Below are 18923 nucleotides of genomic sequence, written 5' to 3'. Positions count from 1 at the left end.
GGCAGGCGGGTGCCGGTGGTCGTACGCCTTCGGACTTCTCGTTGGTGGCGTTGGGCCAGGGTGAGGTGGAGGAGCTGGAGGCGGCTGTTCCGGGGCTGGTCGACGTGTGGCCGTTGTCGCCGTTGCAGGAGGGGTTGCTGTTCCACGCCCGGTACGACGAGGGCGCGCGCGATGCGTACGTCGGTCAGCGCTTCCTCGACCTCGAAGGCCCTGTCGACTCCGAGCGGTTCCGCCGTTCCTGGCAGGCGCTCCTGGACCGGCACGCGAGCCTGCGGGCCGGCTTTCACGGCCTCGTCCAGGTCGTCGAGCAGAACGTGGAGTTGCCGTGGCGCGAGGTGGACCTTTCCCACCTGACCGAGGAGGACGCCGAGGCCGAGGCGCTCCGGCTGGCCGAGGAGGAGCACGGCCGGTTCGATCTCGCGGTTCCGCCCCTGCTGCGGTTCTTGCTGCTCAAGCAGGGTGAAGAGCGGTTCCGCCTCGTCATGACGATGCACCACATCATCATGGACGGCTGGTCCCTGCCCATCCTGTTCGGCGAGCTGTCCCGGATCTACGCGGCCGACGGTGGCGTCGGCGGACTGCCGCCGGTCACGCCGTACCGGGAGTACCTCGCCTGGCTGGCTCGTCAGGACAAGGAAGCCGCCAGGTCCGCCTGGCAGGAGCTGCTGGCCGGGGTCACCGAGTCGACCCTCGTCGCCCCCGTCGCACCGGGCGTCGAATCGGTCCAGCCCCACCACGTCATCACCAGGCTCGACGACGGCCTCGCTCTCGCGCTGCGCGACATGGCGCGCGAGCACGGTCTGACGCTGAACACGGTGATCCAGGGCGTCTGGGGCGTGTTGGTCGGGGTACTCGTGGGCCGGACGGACGTGGTGTTCGGCGCCACGGTCGCCGGTCGCCCGGCCGAGCTTCCGGGTGTGGAGCGGATGCTGGGCCTGCTCATGAACACCGTCCCGGTACGGGTACGACTGGACCCACGACGGACGTTCACCGACCTGCTGACCGAACTTCAGTCACAGCAAGCCGAACTGATGGACCACCAATACCTGGGTCTTACCGAGATCCAGCGCATCAGCGGCCCGGGCGGGATCTTCGACAGCCTGGTCGTCTACGAGAACTATCCGCACGACCCCGATGCCGGCCGCGATCTCGGTGGTCTGCGGATCGCCGCAGGCGGGGGCGAGGAAGCGGCCCACTACCCGCTCACGCTGGTCGTCTCGCCGTCCGACCGGCTTGAGCTGCAGTTCGACTACCGACCCGACGTGTTCGACGAAGCCACCGTGCAGGTGCTCGCGGAGCGCGTACGGCGAGTTCTGGAACAGATCGCCGCGGACCCCACGCTGCCGGTCGGCCGGCTTGACCTGCTGGAGGAGGCCGAGCGTGGTCTGGTGGTGGACGGATGGAACGACACTGCTCGGCCGGTCGGGGTGGGGACTCTTCCGGAGTTGTTCGGTGCGCAGGTGGTGCGGACTCCGGATGCGGTGGCGGTGGTGTCGGGTGATGTCGCGCTGACGTATGCGGAGTTGGACGAGCGTGCGGAGCGGGTTGCGCGCGGGCTGGTGGGTCGTGGGATCGGTCGGGAGTGCCGGGTCGGTGTGGTGATGGACCGGTCGCCCGAGTTGATCGCTGTGCTGCTGGGTGTGGTGAAGGCCGGTGCTGCGTATGTGCCGCTGGATGGCGATCATCCGGTGGAGCGGTTGCGTGCGGTGGTGGCCGAGGCCGGGGTCTCGCTGGTGGTGGCCGATCGTGAGGTGGAAGGACTCGCGACGACCTCGGTTGAAGAGTTGTTCGAGGCGTCCTCGGATCGGTCAGCGCCGGCTGTGAAGGTCTCCTCGGAGAGCTTGGCGTATGTGATGTACACGTCGGGGTCGACCGGTAGGCCGAAGGGTGTGGCGGTGACGCACGGGAACGTGGCGAGTTTTGTCGCGGACCGGAGTTGGCGTGATGGCGTGGTCGAGCGGGTTTTGGTGCAGGCGAACCACGCCTTCGATGCGTCGACGTACGAGATCTGGGTGCCCCTGACGCGTGGTGGCCGACTGGTGTTGCTGCCTGCGGGTGAGAAGGACGCGGTCGCGCGGGGCCGGTTGATTGCCGAGCACGGTGTCACGAACGTGCACGCGACGGCCGGTTTGTTTCGGGTGTTGGCGGAGGAGTCGCCGGAGATCTTCGCGGGTGTGCGTGAGGTGTCGACCGGTGGTGACGTCGTGTCGGCGTCGGCGATCAGGGCGTTGCTGGCCGCGTATCCGGGGTTGACGGTTCGCTCGACGTACGGGCCGACGGAGACGACGGCGTTCACCACCCAGATCCCGTACGTCACAGGCGACGTGGTTCCGGCGAGTGTGCCGATCGGCCGGCCGATGGACAACGCACGCACCTACGTCCTGGACGAGTTCCTGCGTCCGGTGCCTCCGGGCGTGACCGGTGAGTTGTATGTGGCGGGCTCCGGTCTGGCGCGGGGCTACGACGGTCGGGCGGCTCTGACCGCGGAGCGTTTTGTGGCGTGCCCGTATGGCGGTGGCCGGATGTACCGGACCGGCGACCTGGCGCGGTGGACGGCGGACGGTCGGCTCCTCTTCGTCGGCCGTGCGGACGATCAGGTGAAGATCCGTGGGTTCCGGATCGAGCCGGCCGAGGTCGAGGCGGTACTCGCCGCGCACGAGAGCGTCGGTCAGGTCGCCGTTGTCGTGCGCGAGGACCAGCCCGGGGCCAAGCGCCTTGTCGCGTACGTCGTGCCGGCCGACCCGAACATGGACGTGGACGTCGTACTGCTCGGGGACCACGTCGCCGGCAAGCTGCCCGACTACATGGTTCCGGCCGCGTTCGTGTTGCTGGAGACCCTGCCGGTCACCGTGAACGGGAAGCTCGACCGGGCCGCGCTCCCCGCCCCCGACTTCGGCGGGGGTGAGGGGCGCGACCCCCGGAACCCGTTGGAAGAGGTCCTGTGCGGCCTGTTCGCGGAGGTGTTGGGTCTGGAGCGGGTCGGGGTCGAGGACTCGTTCTTCGAACTCGGCGGTGACTCGCTGCTCGCGATGCGCCTCATCGCATCGGTCCGCTCGGTGCTGAATGCCGAGATCGGCGTCCGTGAGCTGTTCGGCACCGCGACCGTCGCGGGCCTGGCCCGGCTCGTGGACGGCGACCGGTCCGACGTCAGGTCTCGGATCATGGTGCGGGAGCGGCCGGAAACGGTGCCGCTGTCGTTCGGCCAGCAGCGCATGTGGTTCCTGAACCAGCTCGAAGGAGCGGGGGTGGGCGCGGCGTACAACATGTCGCTGGCACTCCGACTCTCCGGAGCGCTGGACACGGCCGCCCTGGCCGATGCGCTCGGTGACCTGGCCGACCGGCACGAGACCCTTCGTACGGTCTTCCCCGAGACGGGCGGGACTCCGCGACAGCACGTCTTGGAGGGCGAGGCCGGTCGTCCGTCCCTGCCCACCCGGCGGATCGACGAGGCCGAGCTGCCCGAGGTCCTGGTGACCGAGGCCGGGCGGAGCTTCGACCTGGCCCACGAACTTCCCTGGCGGGTGACTCTGCTGGTCCTGTCAGAGGCCGAGTCCGAGTCCGAGTCCGAGTTCGTCCTGCTCATGGTGGCCCATCACATCGCGGTGGACGGCTGGTCGATGGGGATCCTGGCGAGGGACCTGCGGGCGGCGTACGCGTCGCGATGCGAAGGCGGGGTGGCCGACTGGTCCCCGCTGCCCGTCCAGTACGCCGACTACGCGCTCTGGCAGCGGGAGGCCCTCGGCGACCCGGCCGACCCGGACAGTGTGATCGGCACCCAGCTGGGCCACTGGCGCGAGGCCCTGGCGGGGCTGCCCGAGGAGACTCCGCTTCCGGCGGACCGGGCCCGGCCCGCCGTCCCGTCGTTCCAGGGCGGCTCGGTGGCGGTCGAGGTGGGGGAGGCGACGCACGCCGCTCTGTCGCGCGTGGTCCGGCAGGGCTCGGCGACGATGTTCATGGCGGTGCAGGCCGCGTGGGCGATGCTGCTGGCCCGGCTCGGCGCAGGGACGGACATCCCCATCGGCACCGCGATCGCCGGTCGCGGCGACAGCGCGCTCGACGATCTCGCCGGGTTCTTCGTGAACACGCTGGTGCTGCGGACGGACGTGTCGGGCGACCCGACCTTCGCGGAGCTGCTGGCCCGGGTGCGGGAGACCGACCTGTCGGCGTACGCCCATCAGGACGTGCCGTTCGAGCGGCTGGTGGACGAGCTCAGCCCGGAGCGGTCACTGGTCCGCCATCCGCTGTTCCAGATCATGCTCGTGCTGCAGAACGTCCCGGCCACGGACTGGGAGCTCCCCGGTCTGACCGTGCACCCGATGAACGCCGGAACGCTGCCGGACGAGGCGCTTCCCGCCAGGTTCGACCTGTCGCTGAGTCTCGCCGAGCGCCGTGACGAGCGCGGAGCACCGGCCGGTATCACCGGCGACCTCCAGTACGCGAAGGACCTGTTCGACCACACGACGGCCCACGCGCTCGTCCACCGGCTGGAACGCGTTCTGGCACAGGTCGCCGCCGATCCGGAGACCCGCCTCAGCCGGCTCGACGTGCTCGATGCCGACGAGCGGCGCGTGGTCACGGACGAGTGGAACGATTCCGCCCGGACGCTGCCCGCCGTCACCCTGCCGGAGGCGTTCGAGGCGCAGGTGGCCCGCACCCCGGAGGCCACCGCGCTGATCGGTGCCGGCGTATCCCTGACGTACGCGGAGCTGGACGAGCGGGCCAACCGGATGGCGCACGTGCTGATCGGCCGGGGCGTCGGCCCGGAGGACCGGGTCGGCGTCCTGATGGAGCGATCCGTCGACCAGATCGTCGTGCTGCTCGGAGTGACGAAGGCGGGCGCGGCCTACGTGCCGGTCGACCCGAACTACCCGGCCGAACGGATCGCCTTCACGCTCGCCGACGCCGACCCGGCGTTGGTCGTGTCCACCGGTCCGGACGCCGGGCCGGACGCAGGGCCGGACGCCGGGCCGCACGCCGGGCTGATCCCGGCCGGGGTCAGCCGGATGATGGGGGACGACGCGGCCACCGCGGCGGAGATCGAGGCCGCTCCGACGACCGCGCCGACCGACGCCGACCGCAGGTCGCCGCTGCGTCCGGCGCATCCGGCGTACGTGATCCACACCTCGGGTTCCACGGGGACGCCGAAGGGCGTGGTGGTGTCGCACCAGGGGTTGGGCAGTCTGTCCGGTGCCCAGATCGACCGGTTCGGGGTCGGCCCGCGATCGCGGGTGCTGCAGTTCGCCGCGCTGGGCTTCGACGCGGCCGTGTCCGAGGTGTGCATGGCGCTGCTCGCCGGGGCCGCGCTGGTGGTGGCGCCCGCCGACCGGATGCCGCCGTTCGGACGGCTGGAGGATCTGCTCGACGACTTCGCGGTGACCCATGTGACCCTTCCCCCGTCGGTGCTGGCGAGCGTCGACCGTCTGCCGGACTCGCTGACGACCGTGGTGGTGGCGGGCGAGGCGTGCCCGCCGGGCCTGGTGGCCGAGTGGGGTACGTCGAGGCGGCTGTTCAACGCGTACGGTCCGACGGAGACGACGGTCTGCGCGACGATGACCGGGGCGTTGACCCCCGAACCGGGCCGGACCGCGGTGTCGATCGGCAGCCCGGTGTGGAACACCCGGGTGTTCGTACTGGACGAGTTCCTGCGCCCGCTGCCGCCCGGCGTCGTCGGGGAGCTGTACGTCGCCGGCGCCGGGCTCGCACGCGGCTACGACGACAGGGCCGCTCTGACGGCGGAGCGGTTCGTCGCCTGCCCGTACGAGGGCGGGGGCCGGATGTACCGGACCGGTGACCTGGCGCGGTGGACGGCGGACGGGCAGCTCCTCTTCGCCGGTCGGGCGGACGATCAGGTGAAGATCCGCGGCTTCAGGATCGAGCCGGGTGAGATCGAGGCGGTGCTGGCCGCGCACGAGAGCGTCGCTCGGGCCGCGGTGATCGTCCGCGAGGACCAGCCGGGCGTGAAACGTCTGGTCGCCTACGTCGTTCCGGCCGCGGGGGGCGTCGCCGACGGCACCGTGCTCCGGGAGTTCGCCGCCCGGACCCTGCCCGACCACATGGTGCCCGCGGCCGTCGTGGTGCTGGAAGCCCTGCCGAACACGGCGAACGGCAAGCTGGACCGGGCCGCGCTGCCCGCGCCGGACCTGGGCGACGGCGCGGGCCGCGGGCCCGCGACCCCGGTGGAGGGGGTCCTCTGCGCGCTGTTCGCCGAGGTGCTCGGCCTGGAGCGGGCGGGCGCCGAGGACTCGTTCTTCGACCTGGGCGGAGACTCCCTGCTGGCGATGCGGCTGATCGCGTCGATCCGCTCGGCGCTGGACACGGAGATCGGCATCCGTGAGCTGTTCGCGGCGCCGACCGTCGCCGGGCTGGCCCGGCTGGTGGGCGACACCTCGGGACGCGCGGTCCGGGCGGCGATACCGGCCCGGCAGCGGCCCGAGGTACTGCCGCTGTCGTTCGGCCAGCAGCGGATGTGGTTCCTCAACCGGCTGGAGGAGACGGGCGCGGCCGCGGCGTACAACATGCCGCTCGCGCTGCGGCTCACCGGCGCGCTGGACGTGGTCGCGCTGGAGCGGGCGCTCGGCGATGTCGCCGACCGGCACGAGACCCTCCGGACGGTGTTCCCGGAGACGGACGGCGCTGCCCGGCAGCAGATCCTCGCCGGCCCTGCCGGCCGTCCGGCCCTGCGGGTGAGCGACGTCGCACCGACGGACCTGTCGGAGGTCATGGCCGCGCTGTCCAGCCGGCCCTTCGACCTGACCAGGGACCGGCCGTGGCGCACCGAGCTGCTGGCCCTGTCCGACAACGACTTCGTGCTGCTGCTGGTGTCACATCACATCGCCGTGGACGGCTGGTCCATGGGCGTCCTTGCGGCGGACCTCCAGGAGGCCTACGCGGCCCGGCACACCGGTGCGGAGCCGGACTGGTCGGAGCTGCCGGTCCAGTACGCCGACTACGCGCTCTGGCAGCGCGAGGTCTTGGGCGAGGCCGGCGATCCGGACAGCCTGCTGAGCGCGCAGCTGGACTACTGGCGGGAGGCCCTGGCCGGGCTGCCCGAGGAACTGTCGCTCCCGGCGGACCGGACCCGTCCGGCGGTCGGGTCGTTCCAGGGCGGATGGGTTCCGATGGAGGTCGGCCCCGAGACCCACGCCGCGCTCGCGGCAGTGGCCCGGCAGGGCTCGGCGACGATGTTCATGGTCGTCCAGGCCGCGCTGGCGATGCTCCTGAGCCGGCTCGGCGCGGGCAGCGACCTTCCGATCGGCACGGTCGTGGCGGGTCGCCCCGACTCGGCCCTCGACGATCTGGTGGGCTTCTTCGTCAACACCCTGGTGCTGCGCACGGACGCCGCCGGCGACCCCACGTTCGCGGAACTGCTGGGTCGGGTCAGGGAGACCGACCTGGCCGCGTTCGCCCACCAGGACGTGCCGTTCGAGCGGCTGGTGGACGACCTCAGCCCGACCCGCTCCCTGTCCAGGCACCCCCTGTTCCAGGTGCTGCTGACGATCGACAACACCCCGGGCGCGGACGCCCCGTGGGCACTGCGGGGCCTGGACGTACGGCCGATCCTGGCCGACGAGGAGTTCTCGGCCCGCTTCGACCTGTCGATCGGGCTGGTCGAGCTGCGCGACGAACGCGGCGGCCCCGCCGGGATCGCGGGCGGATTCCAGTACGCGGCCGACCTGTTCGACGAGGACACGGCCCGCGCCCTGGCCCACCGGCTCGCACGGGTGCTGGAACAGGTGGCCGCCGACCCGCACGTCACGGCCGGCGAGCTGGAGATCCTCGAAGCGGCCGAGCGGCGGCTGGTCGTGGACGAGTGGAACGACACCCAGCGAGCCGTCCGGGCCACGACCCTGCCCGAGCTGTTCCGGTCCCAGGCCGGCCGCGTCGCGGACGCCCTGGCCGTCATCGACGAAGAGACCTCCGTGACCTATGCGGAGTTGGACGAGTGGTCGAACCGGGTGGCGCGCTGGTTGATCGGGAAGGGGGTGGGTCCGGAGGGTCGGGTGGCCGTGTTGATGGAGCGGTCGGTCGATCTCATGGCGGTGCTGTGGGGTGTGCTCAAGGCGGGGGCCGCGTACGTTCCGGTGGATCCGGACTATCCGGCCGACCGGATCGAGTACGTGCTGGCCGATGCCGCGCCGGCAGTGGTCCTCTGCACCTCTTCCACGGCCGGCGACCGGGCCGGGACCTCCGGCTGGGTGGTCTGGGACGACGAGGCGACGGCCGCCGAGATCGCTTCCTTCTCCGGCGGTGCCCCGGCATCCCGGGTCACGCCCGGAACGGCGGCGTACGTGATCTACACGTCGGGGTCGACGGGCCGTCCCAAGGGCGTGGTGGTCAGCCACCGGTCCATCACGAACAAGCTGCTGTGGATGCAGGACACCTACGGGTTGGCGAGTGACGACCGGGTGTTGCAGAAGACGCCGACGGGGTTCGACGTGTCGGTGTGGGAGTTGTTCTGGCCGTTGGTGGTGGGTGCGGGTCTGGTGATGGCCAAGCCCGGTGGGCATCGGGATCCGGCGTACCTGGTGGACGTGGTGGCCCGGCAGTCGGTGACGGTGATGCACTTCGTGCCGTCGATGCTGGGCGTGTTCCTTCAGGAGGTCGGTAAGGGTGATCGCGCGGGTCTGCGCCGGGTCTTCTGCAGTGGCGAGGCGCTGACGGCGGACCTGGTGGAGGAGTTCCGTCACCGGATCGGCGTGCGGCTCCACAACCTCTACGGGCCGACGGAAGCGGCGGTCGAGGTCACCGCCTGGGACGGCACGGAAGGTGCGCTCCACGGTTCGGTGCCGATCGGGCGTCCGGTGTGGAACACGCAGACGTACGTGTTGGACGAGTTCCTGCGTCCGGTGCCTCCTGGTGTGACGGGGGAGTTGTATCTGGCGGGGGTGCAGTTGGCGCGTGGTTACGCGGGTCGGTCTGCTTTGACGGCGGAGCGGTTCGTGGCGTGCCCGTTCCCGGGTTCGGATCGGATGTACCGGACGGGTGACCTGGTGCGGTGGTCCTCGGATGGTGAGTTGCTGTATCTGGGGCGTGCGGACGACCAGGTGAAGATCCGTGGTTTCCGGATCGAACTCGGTGAGATCGAGAGCGTGTTGGCCGGTCATGAGGGCGTGGGCCGGGTCGCGGTCGTGGTCCGTGAGGACCAGCCGGGCGTGAAGCGCCTGGTCGCCTACGTCGTACCGGCCGGCGAAAACGCGGACGTGGACGGCGAGTCTCTCAAGGAGTTCGCCGCGCGGACCCTCCCGGAGTACATGGTCCCGGCCACGGTCATCGGGCTGGAGACCCTTCCGGTCACCGCCAACGGGAAGCTGAACCGGGCCGCACTGCCCGCGCCCGAGTTCACCGGTTCCGCCGGCCGTGGCCCGGCCACCGCCGTGGAAGAGGTGTTGTGCGGGCTGTTCGCCGAGGTGCTGGGCCTGGAGCGGGTCGGCGCCGAGGACTCGTTCTTCGAACTCGGCGGCGACTCCATCACCTCCATGCTCGTCGTCTCCCGGGCACGGCGTGCGGGCGTGGCCGTCACCGTCCGGCAGGTGTTCGAACACAGGTCCCCTGCCGGGCTGGCACGGGTCGCCGGGGTACCCGCGGCCACGACGGGGCCCCGCCACGCACGGATGTCCGGCGTGGGGTCGGCGCCCCTGACACCGGTGATGCGCGAGCTGGTGGAACGGGCGGGCCCGACGGCGCTCACCGGTTCGTTCTCCCAGTCGATGCTGCTCCGGGTACCGGCCGGGCTGGAGCTGCCGCGCCTGGAAGCGGCACTGCAGCGACTGCTGGACCACCACGACGTACTCCGTGCCCGCCTGGAACTCGCCGACGGCGCACCGAGCGGACTGGTGATACCGGAGAAGGGCTCCGCACCGGCGGTCGTACGGCGCGTGGACGCCGTCGCCCGTGACCTGACCGCGCTCGTACGCGAAGCCGAACGGGACGCCGTCGGGTGGCTCGACCCGGTCGCCGGCCGGATGGTGCGGGCCGTCTGGTTCGACGCCGGACCCGACGAGCCCGGACGCCTGCTGCTGGTGGCGCACCACCTGGTCATCGACGGCGTGTCGTGGCGCGTGCTGACCCCCGATCTGGCGGAGGCGTACACATCCGGCCGGGACATCGATCCGGACACGGCGAGTACGTCGTTCCGCGGTTGGGCGCAGGCCCTGGCCGGCGAAGCGGTGGGTGCGGAGCGGTCGGCCGAACTACCCTCGTGGATCGCGTTGTTGGAGGACTCGGACCCCCACCTCGGTGATCGGGCGCTGGATCCGGCCGTGGACACGGTCGCCGGCGGGACACGACAGGTGGAACTCCGCCTGCCCGTGTCGGTGACGTCCCGGTTGCTGACGCGGGTGCCGGCCCTCTTCCACGCCGGCATCGACGACGTGCTGCTGGCCGGACTGGTCGCCGCCGTGGAGGAGTGGCGGCGTGGCAGGGGCCGTCCCCTCGCGGGCGGGCTGCTGGTGGACGTGGAGAGCCACGGTCGTGTGCCGCTCTCCGACGACATGGACCTGACGCGCACGATCGGCTGGTTCACCGGCTCGTACCCGATGCGGTTGGACACGGGTGGCGTCGATCACGCCCGGGTGCGTGCGGGTGGTCCGGAGGCGGGCCGTCTGTTGAAGCGGGTCAAGGAGCAGGTGCGGGCCGTTCCGGGGGACGGTCTGGGGTACGGGCTGCTGCGTCACCTGAATCCGGAGACTGCTTCCGCGTTCGAGGGGCTTCCGTCCGCGCAGATCGGCTTCAACTACCTCGGCCGCTTCACCACCGCCGACCAGACCGCGGACGGCAGTTGGCGCCCCGACACCGACACCGTCCTCGGCGGGGCGGCCGACCCGCACATGGCCCTCATGCACGCGTTGGAAGCAGGCGGACTGGTCCGCGATCTCCCCGAAGGGCCGGAACTGACGATCTCACTCGGCGGCCCGGCCGGCCTCTTCGACGAGGGGGCGCTGGGCGAGCTGGCATCCGGCTGGATGGCGATGCTGGCCGGGTTGGCGGCGCATGCCGGTGAGCCGGGTGCGGGGGGTCGTACGCCTTCCGATTTCTCGTTGGTGGCGTTGGGCCAGGGTGAGGTGGAGGAGCTGGAGGCGGCTGTTCCGGGGCTGGTCGACGTGTGGCCGTTGTCGCCGTTGCAGGAAGGGCTGCTGTTCCACGCCCGGTACGACGAGGGCGCGCGCGATGTGTACGTGGGTCAGCGTTTCCTCGATCTGGAGGGGGCGTTGGACGCGGCCGTGCTGCGCAGGTCGTGGCAGGTGCTGTTGGATCGGCACGCGAGTCTGCGGACGGGGTTCCGCCAGCCGGTCGGCATGGCAAGCCCGGTGCAGGTCGTCGTCCGGGATGTGGAACTGCCGTGGCGCGAGGTCGACCTGTCGGGCCTGTCCGACACGGACGCCGAGACCGAGGCACACCGGCTCGCGGACGAGGACCTGACGCCGTTCGACCTCGCGGAACCGCCACTGGTCCGCTTGCTGCTGGTCAAGCGGGGCACGGAGCGGAACCGCCTGATCCTGACCATGCACCACATCGTCACGGACGGCTGGTCGCTGCCCATCCTCCTCGGTGAACTGTCGCGGATCTACGCGGCCGGCGGCGACGCGAGCTCCCTTCCGCCGGTGCCCGCCTACCGTGACTACCTCGCCTGGCTCGGCCGTCAGGACGGCGAGGCGGCATCGGAGGCATGGCGCGCGGCACTGGCGGGCGCCCACGAACCGACCCTCGTCGCCCCGATCGAACGGGGGGCGGAATCCGTCCCTTCCCGCCACGTCATCACGCGGCTCGACGCACAGCACACCACCGCGCTGCGGGACATGGCACGGGCGAACGGGCTCACGCTGAACACCCTGGTCCAGGGCGCGTGGGCGGTCCTGCTGGGAATGCTGACGGGCCGCACCGACGTGGTCTTCGGCGCCACGGTCGCGGGCCGCCCGGCCGAGATCCCGGGCGTCGAGCGGATGCTCGGACTGTTCATCAACACCATCCCGGTACGGGTCCGGCTCGACCCGCGGAGCACGATCACGGAGCTGCTGACCGGGCTCCAGGGCGAGCAGGCCGAACTCATCGCGTACCAGCACGTGGGACTCACGGAGATCCAGCGCATCGCCGGCGCCGCCGCGACCTTCGACACCCTCGTCGTCTACGAGAACTACCCGCACGACCCCGACGCCGGACGCCGACTCGGCGGCCTGCCGATCGTCGGAGGCGGCGGTGAGGAAACGGCCCACTACCCGCTCACCCTGCTCGCCTCACCGTCCGACGAACTCGAACTGCGGCTCGACTACCGACCCGACCTCTTCGACGAGGCCACCGTCCGGCTCCTGCTGGAGCGTGCGCAGAGGGTCCTCGCGCAGATGGCCGCCGACCCGCACCTGCCCCTGACCCGGCTCAACGTCCTGGACGAGGCCGAGCAGGCACAGCTGCTCGTGGAATGGAACGACACGGCACGGCCCGTCCCGCACGCGTCGCTCCCGGCGCTGTTCGAGGCCCAGGTACGCCGAACCCCCGAGGCAGTCGCGCTCGTCTCCGGGGACACGGAGCTGACCTACGCCGAACTGAACGCGCGGGCGAACCGGCTCGCCCACCGCCTGATGGCCCTGGGAGTCGGCGACGAGCGCGCGGTCGCCCTGCTCCAGAGGCGGTCGATCGACCTGGTCGTCTCGATCCTGGCGGTCCTGAAGGCCGGCGGCACGTACGTGCCGCTGGACGCCGACGCGCCCGCCGACCGGCTGCGCCGGATCGCCGAGGACACGGACATCCCGGTGCTCGTGACCGACAGCACGCTGCGAGGATCCGTACTGGAGGACGACGCCCGAGCCGTCGTCGTGGTCGACGGCGACACCACCCTGGATCCGGCGCCGTCCGGCGACACCGGGACGACGGTGCACCCCGGCCGGCTCGCCTACGTGATGTTCACCTCCGGCTCGACGGGCCTGCCCAAGGGCGTGGCGGTCACCCACCACGCCGTGGCCGCCCTCGCCCTCGACCCGTGCTGGAACGGCAGCGGCAGCCGGGAACGCGTACTGATGCACTCCCCGCACACCTTCGACGCGTCGACGTACGAGCTGTGGGTGCCGCTGCTGTCCGGCGGCACCGTCGTGGTGGCGCCCGGCGAACTCGACGTCCGCGCCATGCGACGCACCCTCGTCGAACAGCGGGTGAGCGCGCTGTGGCTCACGGCCGGCCTGTTCCGGCTGCTCGCCGAGGAGGCACCGGACAGCTTCGCCGCGGTGCGCGAGGTGTGGACGGGCGGCGAGGCCGTCCCCGCCACCGCCGTGCGCCGCGTCCTGGAGGCGTGCCCGCACACGAAGGTCGTGGACGGCTACGGCCCCACGGAAAGCACCACCTTTGCCACCGCCCACCCGATGCGGGCGGTCGACGAGGTGCCCGATTCGGTACCGATCGGCCGGCCGATGGCGAACACGCGGGCGTACGTGCTCGACGACGCGCTGCGCCCCGTGCCGGTGGGCATCGCCGGCGAGCTGTACCTCTCCGGTGACGGCCTGGCGCGCGGCTACGCGAACCGGTCCGACCTCACCGCCGAGCGGTTCGTGGCCGATCCGTACGGCCCCGAGGGCGCGCGGATGTACCGGACCGGCGACGTGGCCCGATGGACGCCGGACGGCGCACTCCTGTACGCCGGTCGCGTCGACGACCAGGTGAAGATCCGAGGCTTCCGGATCGAGCTCGGCGAGATCGAGACGGTACTGGCCGGGTACGAAGGCGTCGCCCAGGTCGCGGTGGTGGTCCGGGAGGACCAGCCGGGCGTCAAGCGCCTGGTCGCCTACGTCGTCGCGGCGGACGAGGGCGTCGACGACGCGGCCCTGAACGAGTACGCCGCGCGCACCCTGCCGGAGTACATGGTGCCCGCCGCCGTCGTCGCCCTCGACTCCCTCCCCCTCACGGTGAACGGCAAGCTCGACCGGGCGGCCCTGCCCGCCCCCGAGTTCGGCGACTCCACGGGCCGGGGCGCCGCCACTCCCGTGGAGGAGGTGCTGTGCGGACTGTTCGCCGAAGTGCTCGGCCTGGAGCGGGTCGGCGCGGAGGAGTCGTTCTTCGAACTCGGCGGTGACTCGCTGCTCGCGATGCGGCTGGTCGTACGGGTCCGCTCGGTGCTCGACGCCGAGATCAACGTACGGGAGCTGTTCGGCGCGCCGACCGTCGCCGGGCTGGCCCGCCTGGTGGAGGACAACGAGGACGACGTCCGGATGGGTCTCGTCGCCCGTGAACGGCCCGAGACACTGCCGCTGTCCTTCGGGCAGCAGCGGATGTGGTTCCTCAACCAGCTCGACGAGACCGGCGCCGAAGCGGCCTACAACGTCCCTCTGGCGCTGCGGCTCTCCGGTGACCTGGACATCGAGGCCCTGGAGGCCGCCCTCGCCGACGTGGCCGCCCGCCACGAGACACTGCGCACGGTCTATCCCTCCACCGACGGCCGCGCACGACAGCAGCTCGTCGACACCCCGCCGCCGCTCCACGTCCGCGAGGTCACCCCGGCCGATCTGGCCGACGCCATGGCCGAGATCGCGTCCAAGGGCTTCGACCTGGAACGCGACCTGCCGTGGTGGACGGAACTGCTCATCCTCACCGACACAGGCACTGACAGCGGCACCGACACCGGCACCGGCACCGCCACCGAGTTCGTGTTGATGCTGGTGGCGCATCACATCGCGGTGGACGGCTGGTCGATGGGCGTCCTCGCCCGGGACCTCCGGCACGCCTATGGAGCGCGCGTCGCCGGCTCGGCTCCCGCCTGGTCGCCGCTGCCGGTCCAGTACGCCGACTACGCGATCTGGCAGCGCGAGGTCCTCGGCGAACTCGACGACCCCGACAGCCTGATCAGCTCCCAACTCGCCTACTGGCGCCAGGCACTGGCCGACCTCCCCGAGGAACTCACGCTCCCGGTGGACCGGCCCCGGCCCGCGGTCGCCTCCTTCGAGGGCGGATCCGTACCGCTCGAACTGGGAGCGGAAGCCCACGCCGCGCTGCTGGAAGTCGCCCGCCAGGGCTCGGCGACGATGTTCATGGTGGTCCAGGCGGCGCTGGCGATGTTGCTCGCCCGACTCGGCGCCGGGACCGACATCCCCGTCGGCACCGCGATCGCGGGCCGAGGCGACTCCGCGCTGGAAGGCCTGGTCGGCTTCTTCGTCAACACCCTGGTCCTGCGCACCGACGCCACGGGGAATCCGACGTTCGCGGAACTGCTGGCCCGCGTCCGCGACACGGACCTGGCCGCGTACGCCCACCAGGACGTGCCCTTCGAGCGCCTCGTGGACGACATCAGCCCGGAGCGCTCGCTGGTACGGCACCCGCTGTTCCAGATCATGCTCGTCCTGCAGAACATCCCCACCGCGGAATGGGACCTGCCCGGTCTGTCCATGCACCAGCAGGCGACCGAGTCGCTTCCCGACGCGGCCCTCCCCTCCCGGTTCGACCTCTCCGTCAACCTCACCGAACACCGCGACGAACACGGAGACCCGGCCGGCCTCGGCGGTGGTGTGCAGTACGCCACCGACCTGTTCGACGGCACCACGGCCCGGGCCTTGGCCGATCGACTGGTGGGCGTCCTGGAGCAGGTGGCCGCCGACCCGCAGATACGGCTGAGCGGGCTCGACGTGCTGGAGCCCGGTGAGGAGGGCAGGGTCGTCGACGCGTGGAACGACACTGCTCGGCCGCTTCCGGTGGCGACCCTTCCGGAGTTGTTCGGTGCGCAGGTGGTGCGGACTCCGGATGCGGTGGCGGTGGTGTCGGGTGATGTCGCGCTGACGTACGCGGAGTTGGATGCGCGTGCGGAGCGGGTTGCGCGCGGGCTGGTGGGTCGTGGGATCGGTCGGGAGTGCCGGGTCGGTGTGGTGATGGACCGGTCGCCCGAGTTGATCGCCGTGCTGCTGGGTGTGGTGAAGGCCGGTGCTGCGTATGTGCCGCTGGATGGCGATCATCCGGTGGAGCGGTTGCGTGCGGTGGTGGCCGAGGCCGGGGTCTCGCTGGTGGTGGCCGATCGTGAGGTGGAAGGACTCGCGACGACCTCGGTTGAAGAGTTGTTCGAGGCGTCCTCGGATCTGTCCGAGCCGGCTGTGAAGGTCTCCTCGGAGAGCCTCGCGTACGTGATGTACACGTCGGGGTCGACCGGTAGGCCCAAGGGTGTGGCGGTGACGCACGGGAACGTGGCGAGTTTCGTCGCGGACCGGAGTTGGCGTGATGACGTGGTCGAGCGGGTCCTGGTGCAGGCGAACCACGCCTTCGATGCGTCGACGTACGAGATCTGGGTGCCCCTGACGCGTGGTGGCCGACTGGTGTTGCTGCCTGCGGGTGAGAAGGACGCGGTCGCGCGGGGCCGGTTGATCGCCGAGCACGGTGTGACGAACGTGCACGCGACGGCCGGTTTGTTCCGGGTGTTGGCGGAGGAGTCGCCGGAGATCTTCGCGGGTGTGCGTGAGGTGTCGACCGGTGGTGACGTCGTGTCGGCGTCGGCGATCAGGTCGTTGCTGGCCGCGCATCCGGGGTTGACGGTTCGCTCGACGTACGGGCCGACGGAGACGACCGCGTTCACCACCCAGATCCCCTACGTCACAGGCGACGTGGTTCCGGCGAGCGTGCCGATCGGCCGCCCGATGGACAACGCACGCACCTACGTACTCGACGAGTTCCTGCGCCCGGTACCGCCGGGCGTGACCGGCGAGCTGTATGTGGCCGGCTCCGGTCTGGCGCGGGGTTATGACGGTCGGGCGGCTCTGACCGCGGAGCGTTTTGTGGCGTGCCCGTATGGCGGTGGCCGGATGTACCGGACCGGCGACCTGGCCCGGTGGTCCTCCGAGGGGCAGTTGCTTTTCGAAGGTCGTGTGGACGATCAGGTGAAGATCCGTGGTTTCCGGATCGAGCCGGCCGAGGTCGAGGCGGTGCTGGCCGCGCACGAGAGCGTCGGTCAGGTCGCGGTGATCGTGCGGGAGGACCAGCCGGGGGCCAAGCGCCTTGTCGCCTACGTCGTACCGGCCGGGCCGGAGGTCGACGGTGACCTGCTGCGAGAGTTCGCTGCGAAGTCCTTGCCGGACTACATGGTCCCGACCTCGGTCATGGGCTTGGACGCCCTGCCCGTCACGGTGAACGGGAAGCTGGACCGGGCCGCGCTGCCCGCACCGGAGATCAGCGGTTCCACGGGCCGTGGCCCGCTCACCCCGGTGGAGGAGGTCCTCTGCGCGCTGTTCGCCGAGGTGCTGGGTCTGGAGCGGGTCGGGGCCGAGGACTCGTTCTTCGCGCTGGGCGGCGACTCGATCATGTCGATGCTCGTCGTGTCGCGCGCCCGGCGCGCAGGCGTGGTGATCACGGCTCGTCAGGTGTTCGAGCACAAGTCGCCCGCAGGCCTCGCCGCCGTCGCCCTGAGCGGCACCGAACTCGCCCGGGCCGCCGAACCGGCGGAGGAGGACACGGGCGTCGGACGGGCCCCGCTGACCCCGGTCATGCTCGACCTCGTCGAGCGGGCCGGTCCGAACGCGCTGACCGGGGTCCTCTCCCAGTCGATGCTCGTCGAGACCCCCGTCGGCCTCGATCTGCCCCGTCTCGTGGCCGCCGTCCAGGTGCTCCTGGACCACCACGACATCCTGCGTGCCCGGCTGGACCTCTCCGACGGAACGCCCCAGCTCGTGGTGCCGGAGCAGGGTGCGGCGGCCGAGGACCGGGTGGTCCGGGTCGACACGGCGAGCCTGACCGCCGAGAGCCTGGCCGAGGTGGTCCAGGCGGAGGGACGTCGGGCGGTGGAGCGGTTGGACCCGCAGGCCGGATCGATGGTCCAACTCGTCTGGTTCGATGCCGGACCGGCCGTTCCTGGTCGGTTGCTGGTGGTCGCCCACCACCTCGTCGTCGACGGCGTCTCATGGCGTGTGCTCGTTCCGGACCTGGCCGCCGCGTACGAGGCCCTGCGCGAAGGACGCGATCCCCGTCCGGAGCGCGGGACGTCCTACCGTCGCTGGGCCGAGACCCTGAAGAGCCAGGCGCTCGGTGCCGAGCGGACGGCCGAGCTGCGGGCGTGGACCAGGCTGATCGGCGGACCGAACCCGCTGCTCGGGAAGAGGGCTCTCGACCCGGCCCTCGACACGGTCGCCCGCGGTGTGCGCCGGGTGGAGGTCAAGGTTCCGATCCAGGTCACCACGGAGCTGCTGACCAGGCTCCCGGCGGCGTTCGACGCCGGCATCGACGACGTGCTGCTGGCCGGGCTGGTCGCCGCGGTCGGCGAATGGCGGCGCCGCCAGGGCCGGAACCTCGCGGGTGGTGTCCTGATCGAGGTCGAGAGCCACGGCCGTACCCCGCTCACCGAGGACATGGACCTCACCCGCACGGTCGGCTGGTTCACCGGCTCCCATCCCGTGCGATTGGAGCCGGGCACCACCGAGTACGCGCGGATCCGCACCGGCGGTCCGGCGGCGGGCCGCCTCCTCAAGCGGGTCAGGGAGCAACTGCGGGCAGTGCCCGGTGACGGACTCGGCTTCGGGCTGCTGCGGCATCTGAACCCGAAGACGGCGCAGGCCCTCGCCGGCCTCCCGACCCCCCAGATCGGATTCAACTACCTCGGCCGCTTCACCGCCGCTCCGGCGACTTCGGCGACTCCGGTGGCCGGGGGAGCCTGGCAGCCGGTGGGGGACACCGTCCTGGGCGGTACGGCCGACGCCGACACCCCCGCCTCCCGTCTTCTGGAAGCCGGGGGCCTCGTACGGGACCTGCCCGAGGGCCCCGAACTCACGGTGTCCCTGGTCTGCCCGGTCGGCCCGTTCGAGGAGAAGGCACTGCGCGAACTGGCCGACGGCTGGGTCGCCATGCTCTCCGGACTGGCCTCGCACGTCCCCGACGCGGAGGGCGCTCAGCCCACCCCGTCCGACTTCCATCTCGTTGCGCTGGCCCAGAGCCAGATCGATGCGCTTCAGATCAAGCTCTCCGGCGAAGAGGAGTGACCG

The 18923-nt window shown here is 71.4% G+C and carries 1 protein-coding gene; it reads left to right on the top strand.

From position 1 onward, the window contains the following. Positions 1 to 18920 (top strand): non-ribosomal peptide synthase/polyketide synthase (locus ACFYZL_RS27285; protein ID WP_388682577.1); only part of this gene is annotated, 18920 nt, incomplete at its 5' end. Positions 18921 to 18923: the final 3 nt, after the last annotated feature.

It is taken from the genome of Streptomyces sp. NPDC001717, assembly GCF_042892775.1.
Lineage (GTDB): Bacteria > Actinomycetota > Actinomycetes > Streptomycetales > Streptomycetaceae > Streptomyces.
This window is presented reverse-complemented; position numbering and strand designations above follow the sequence as displayed.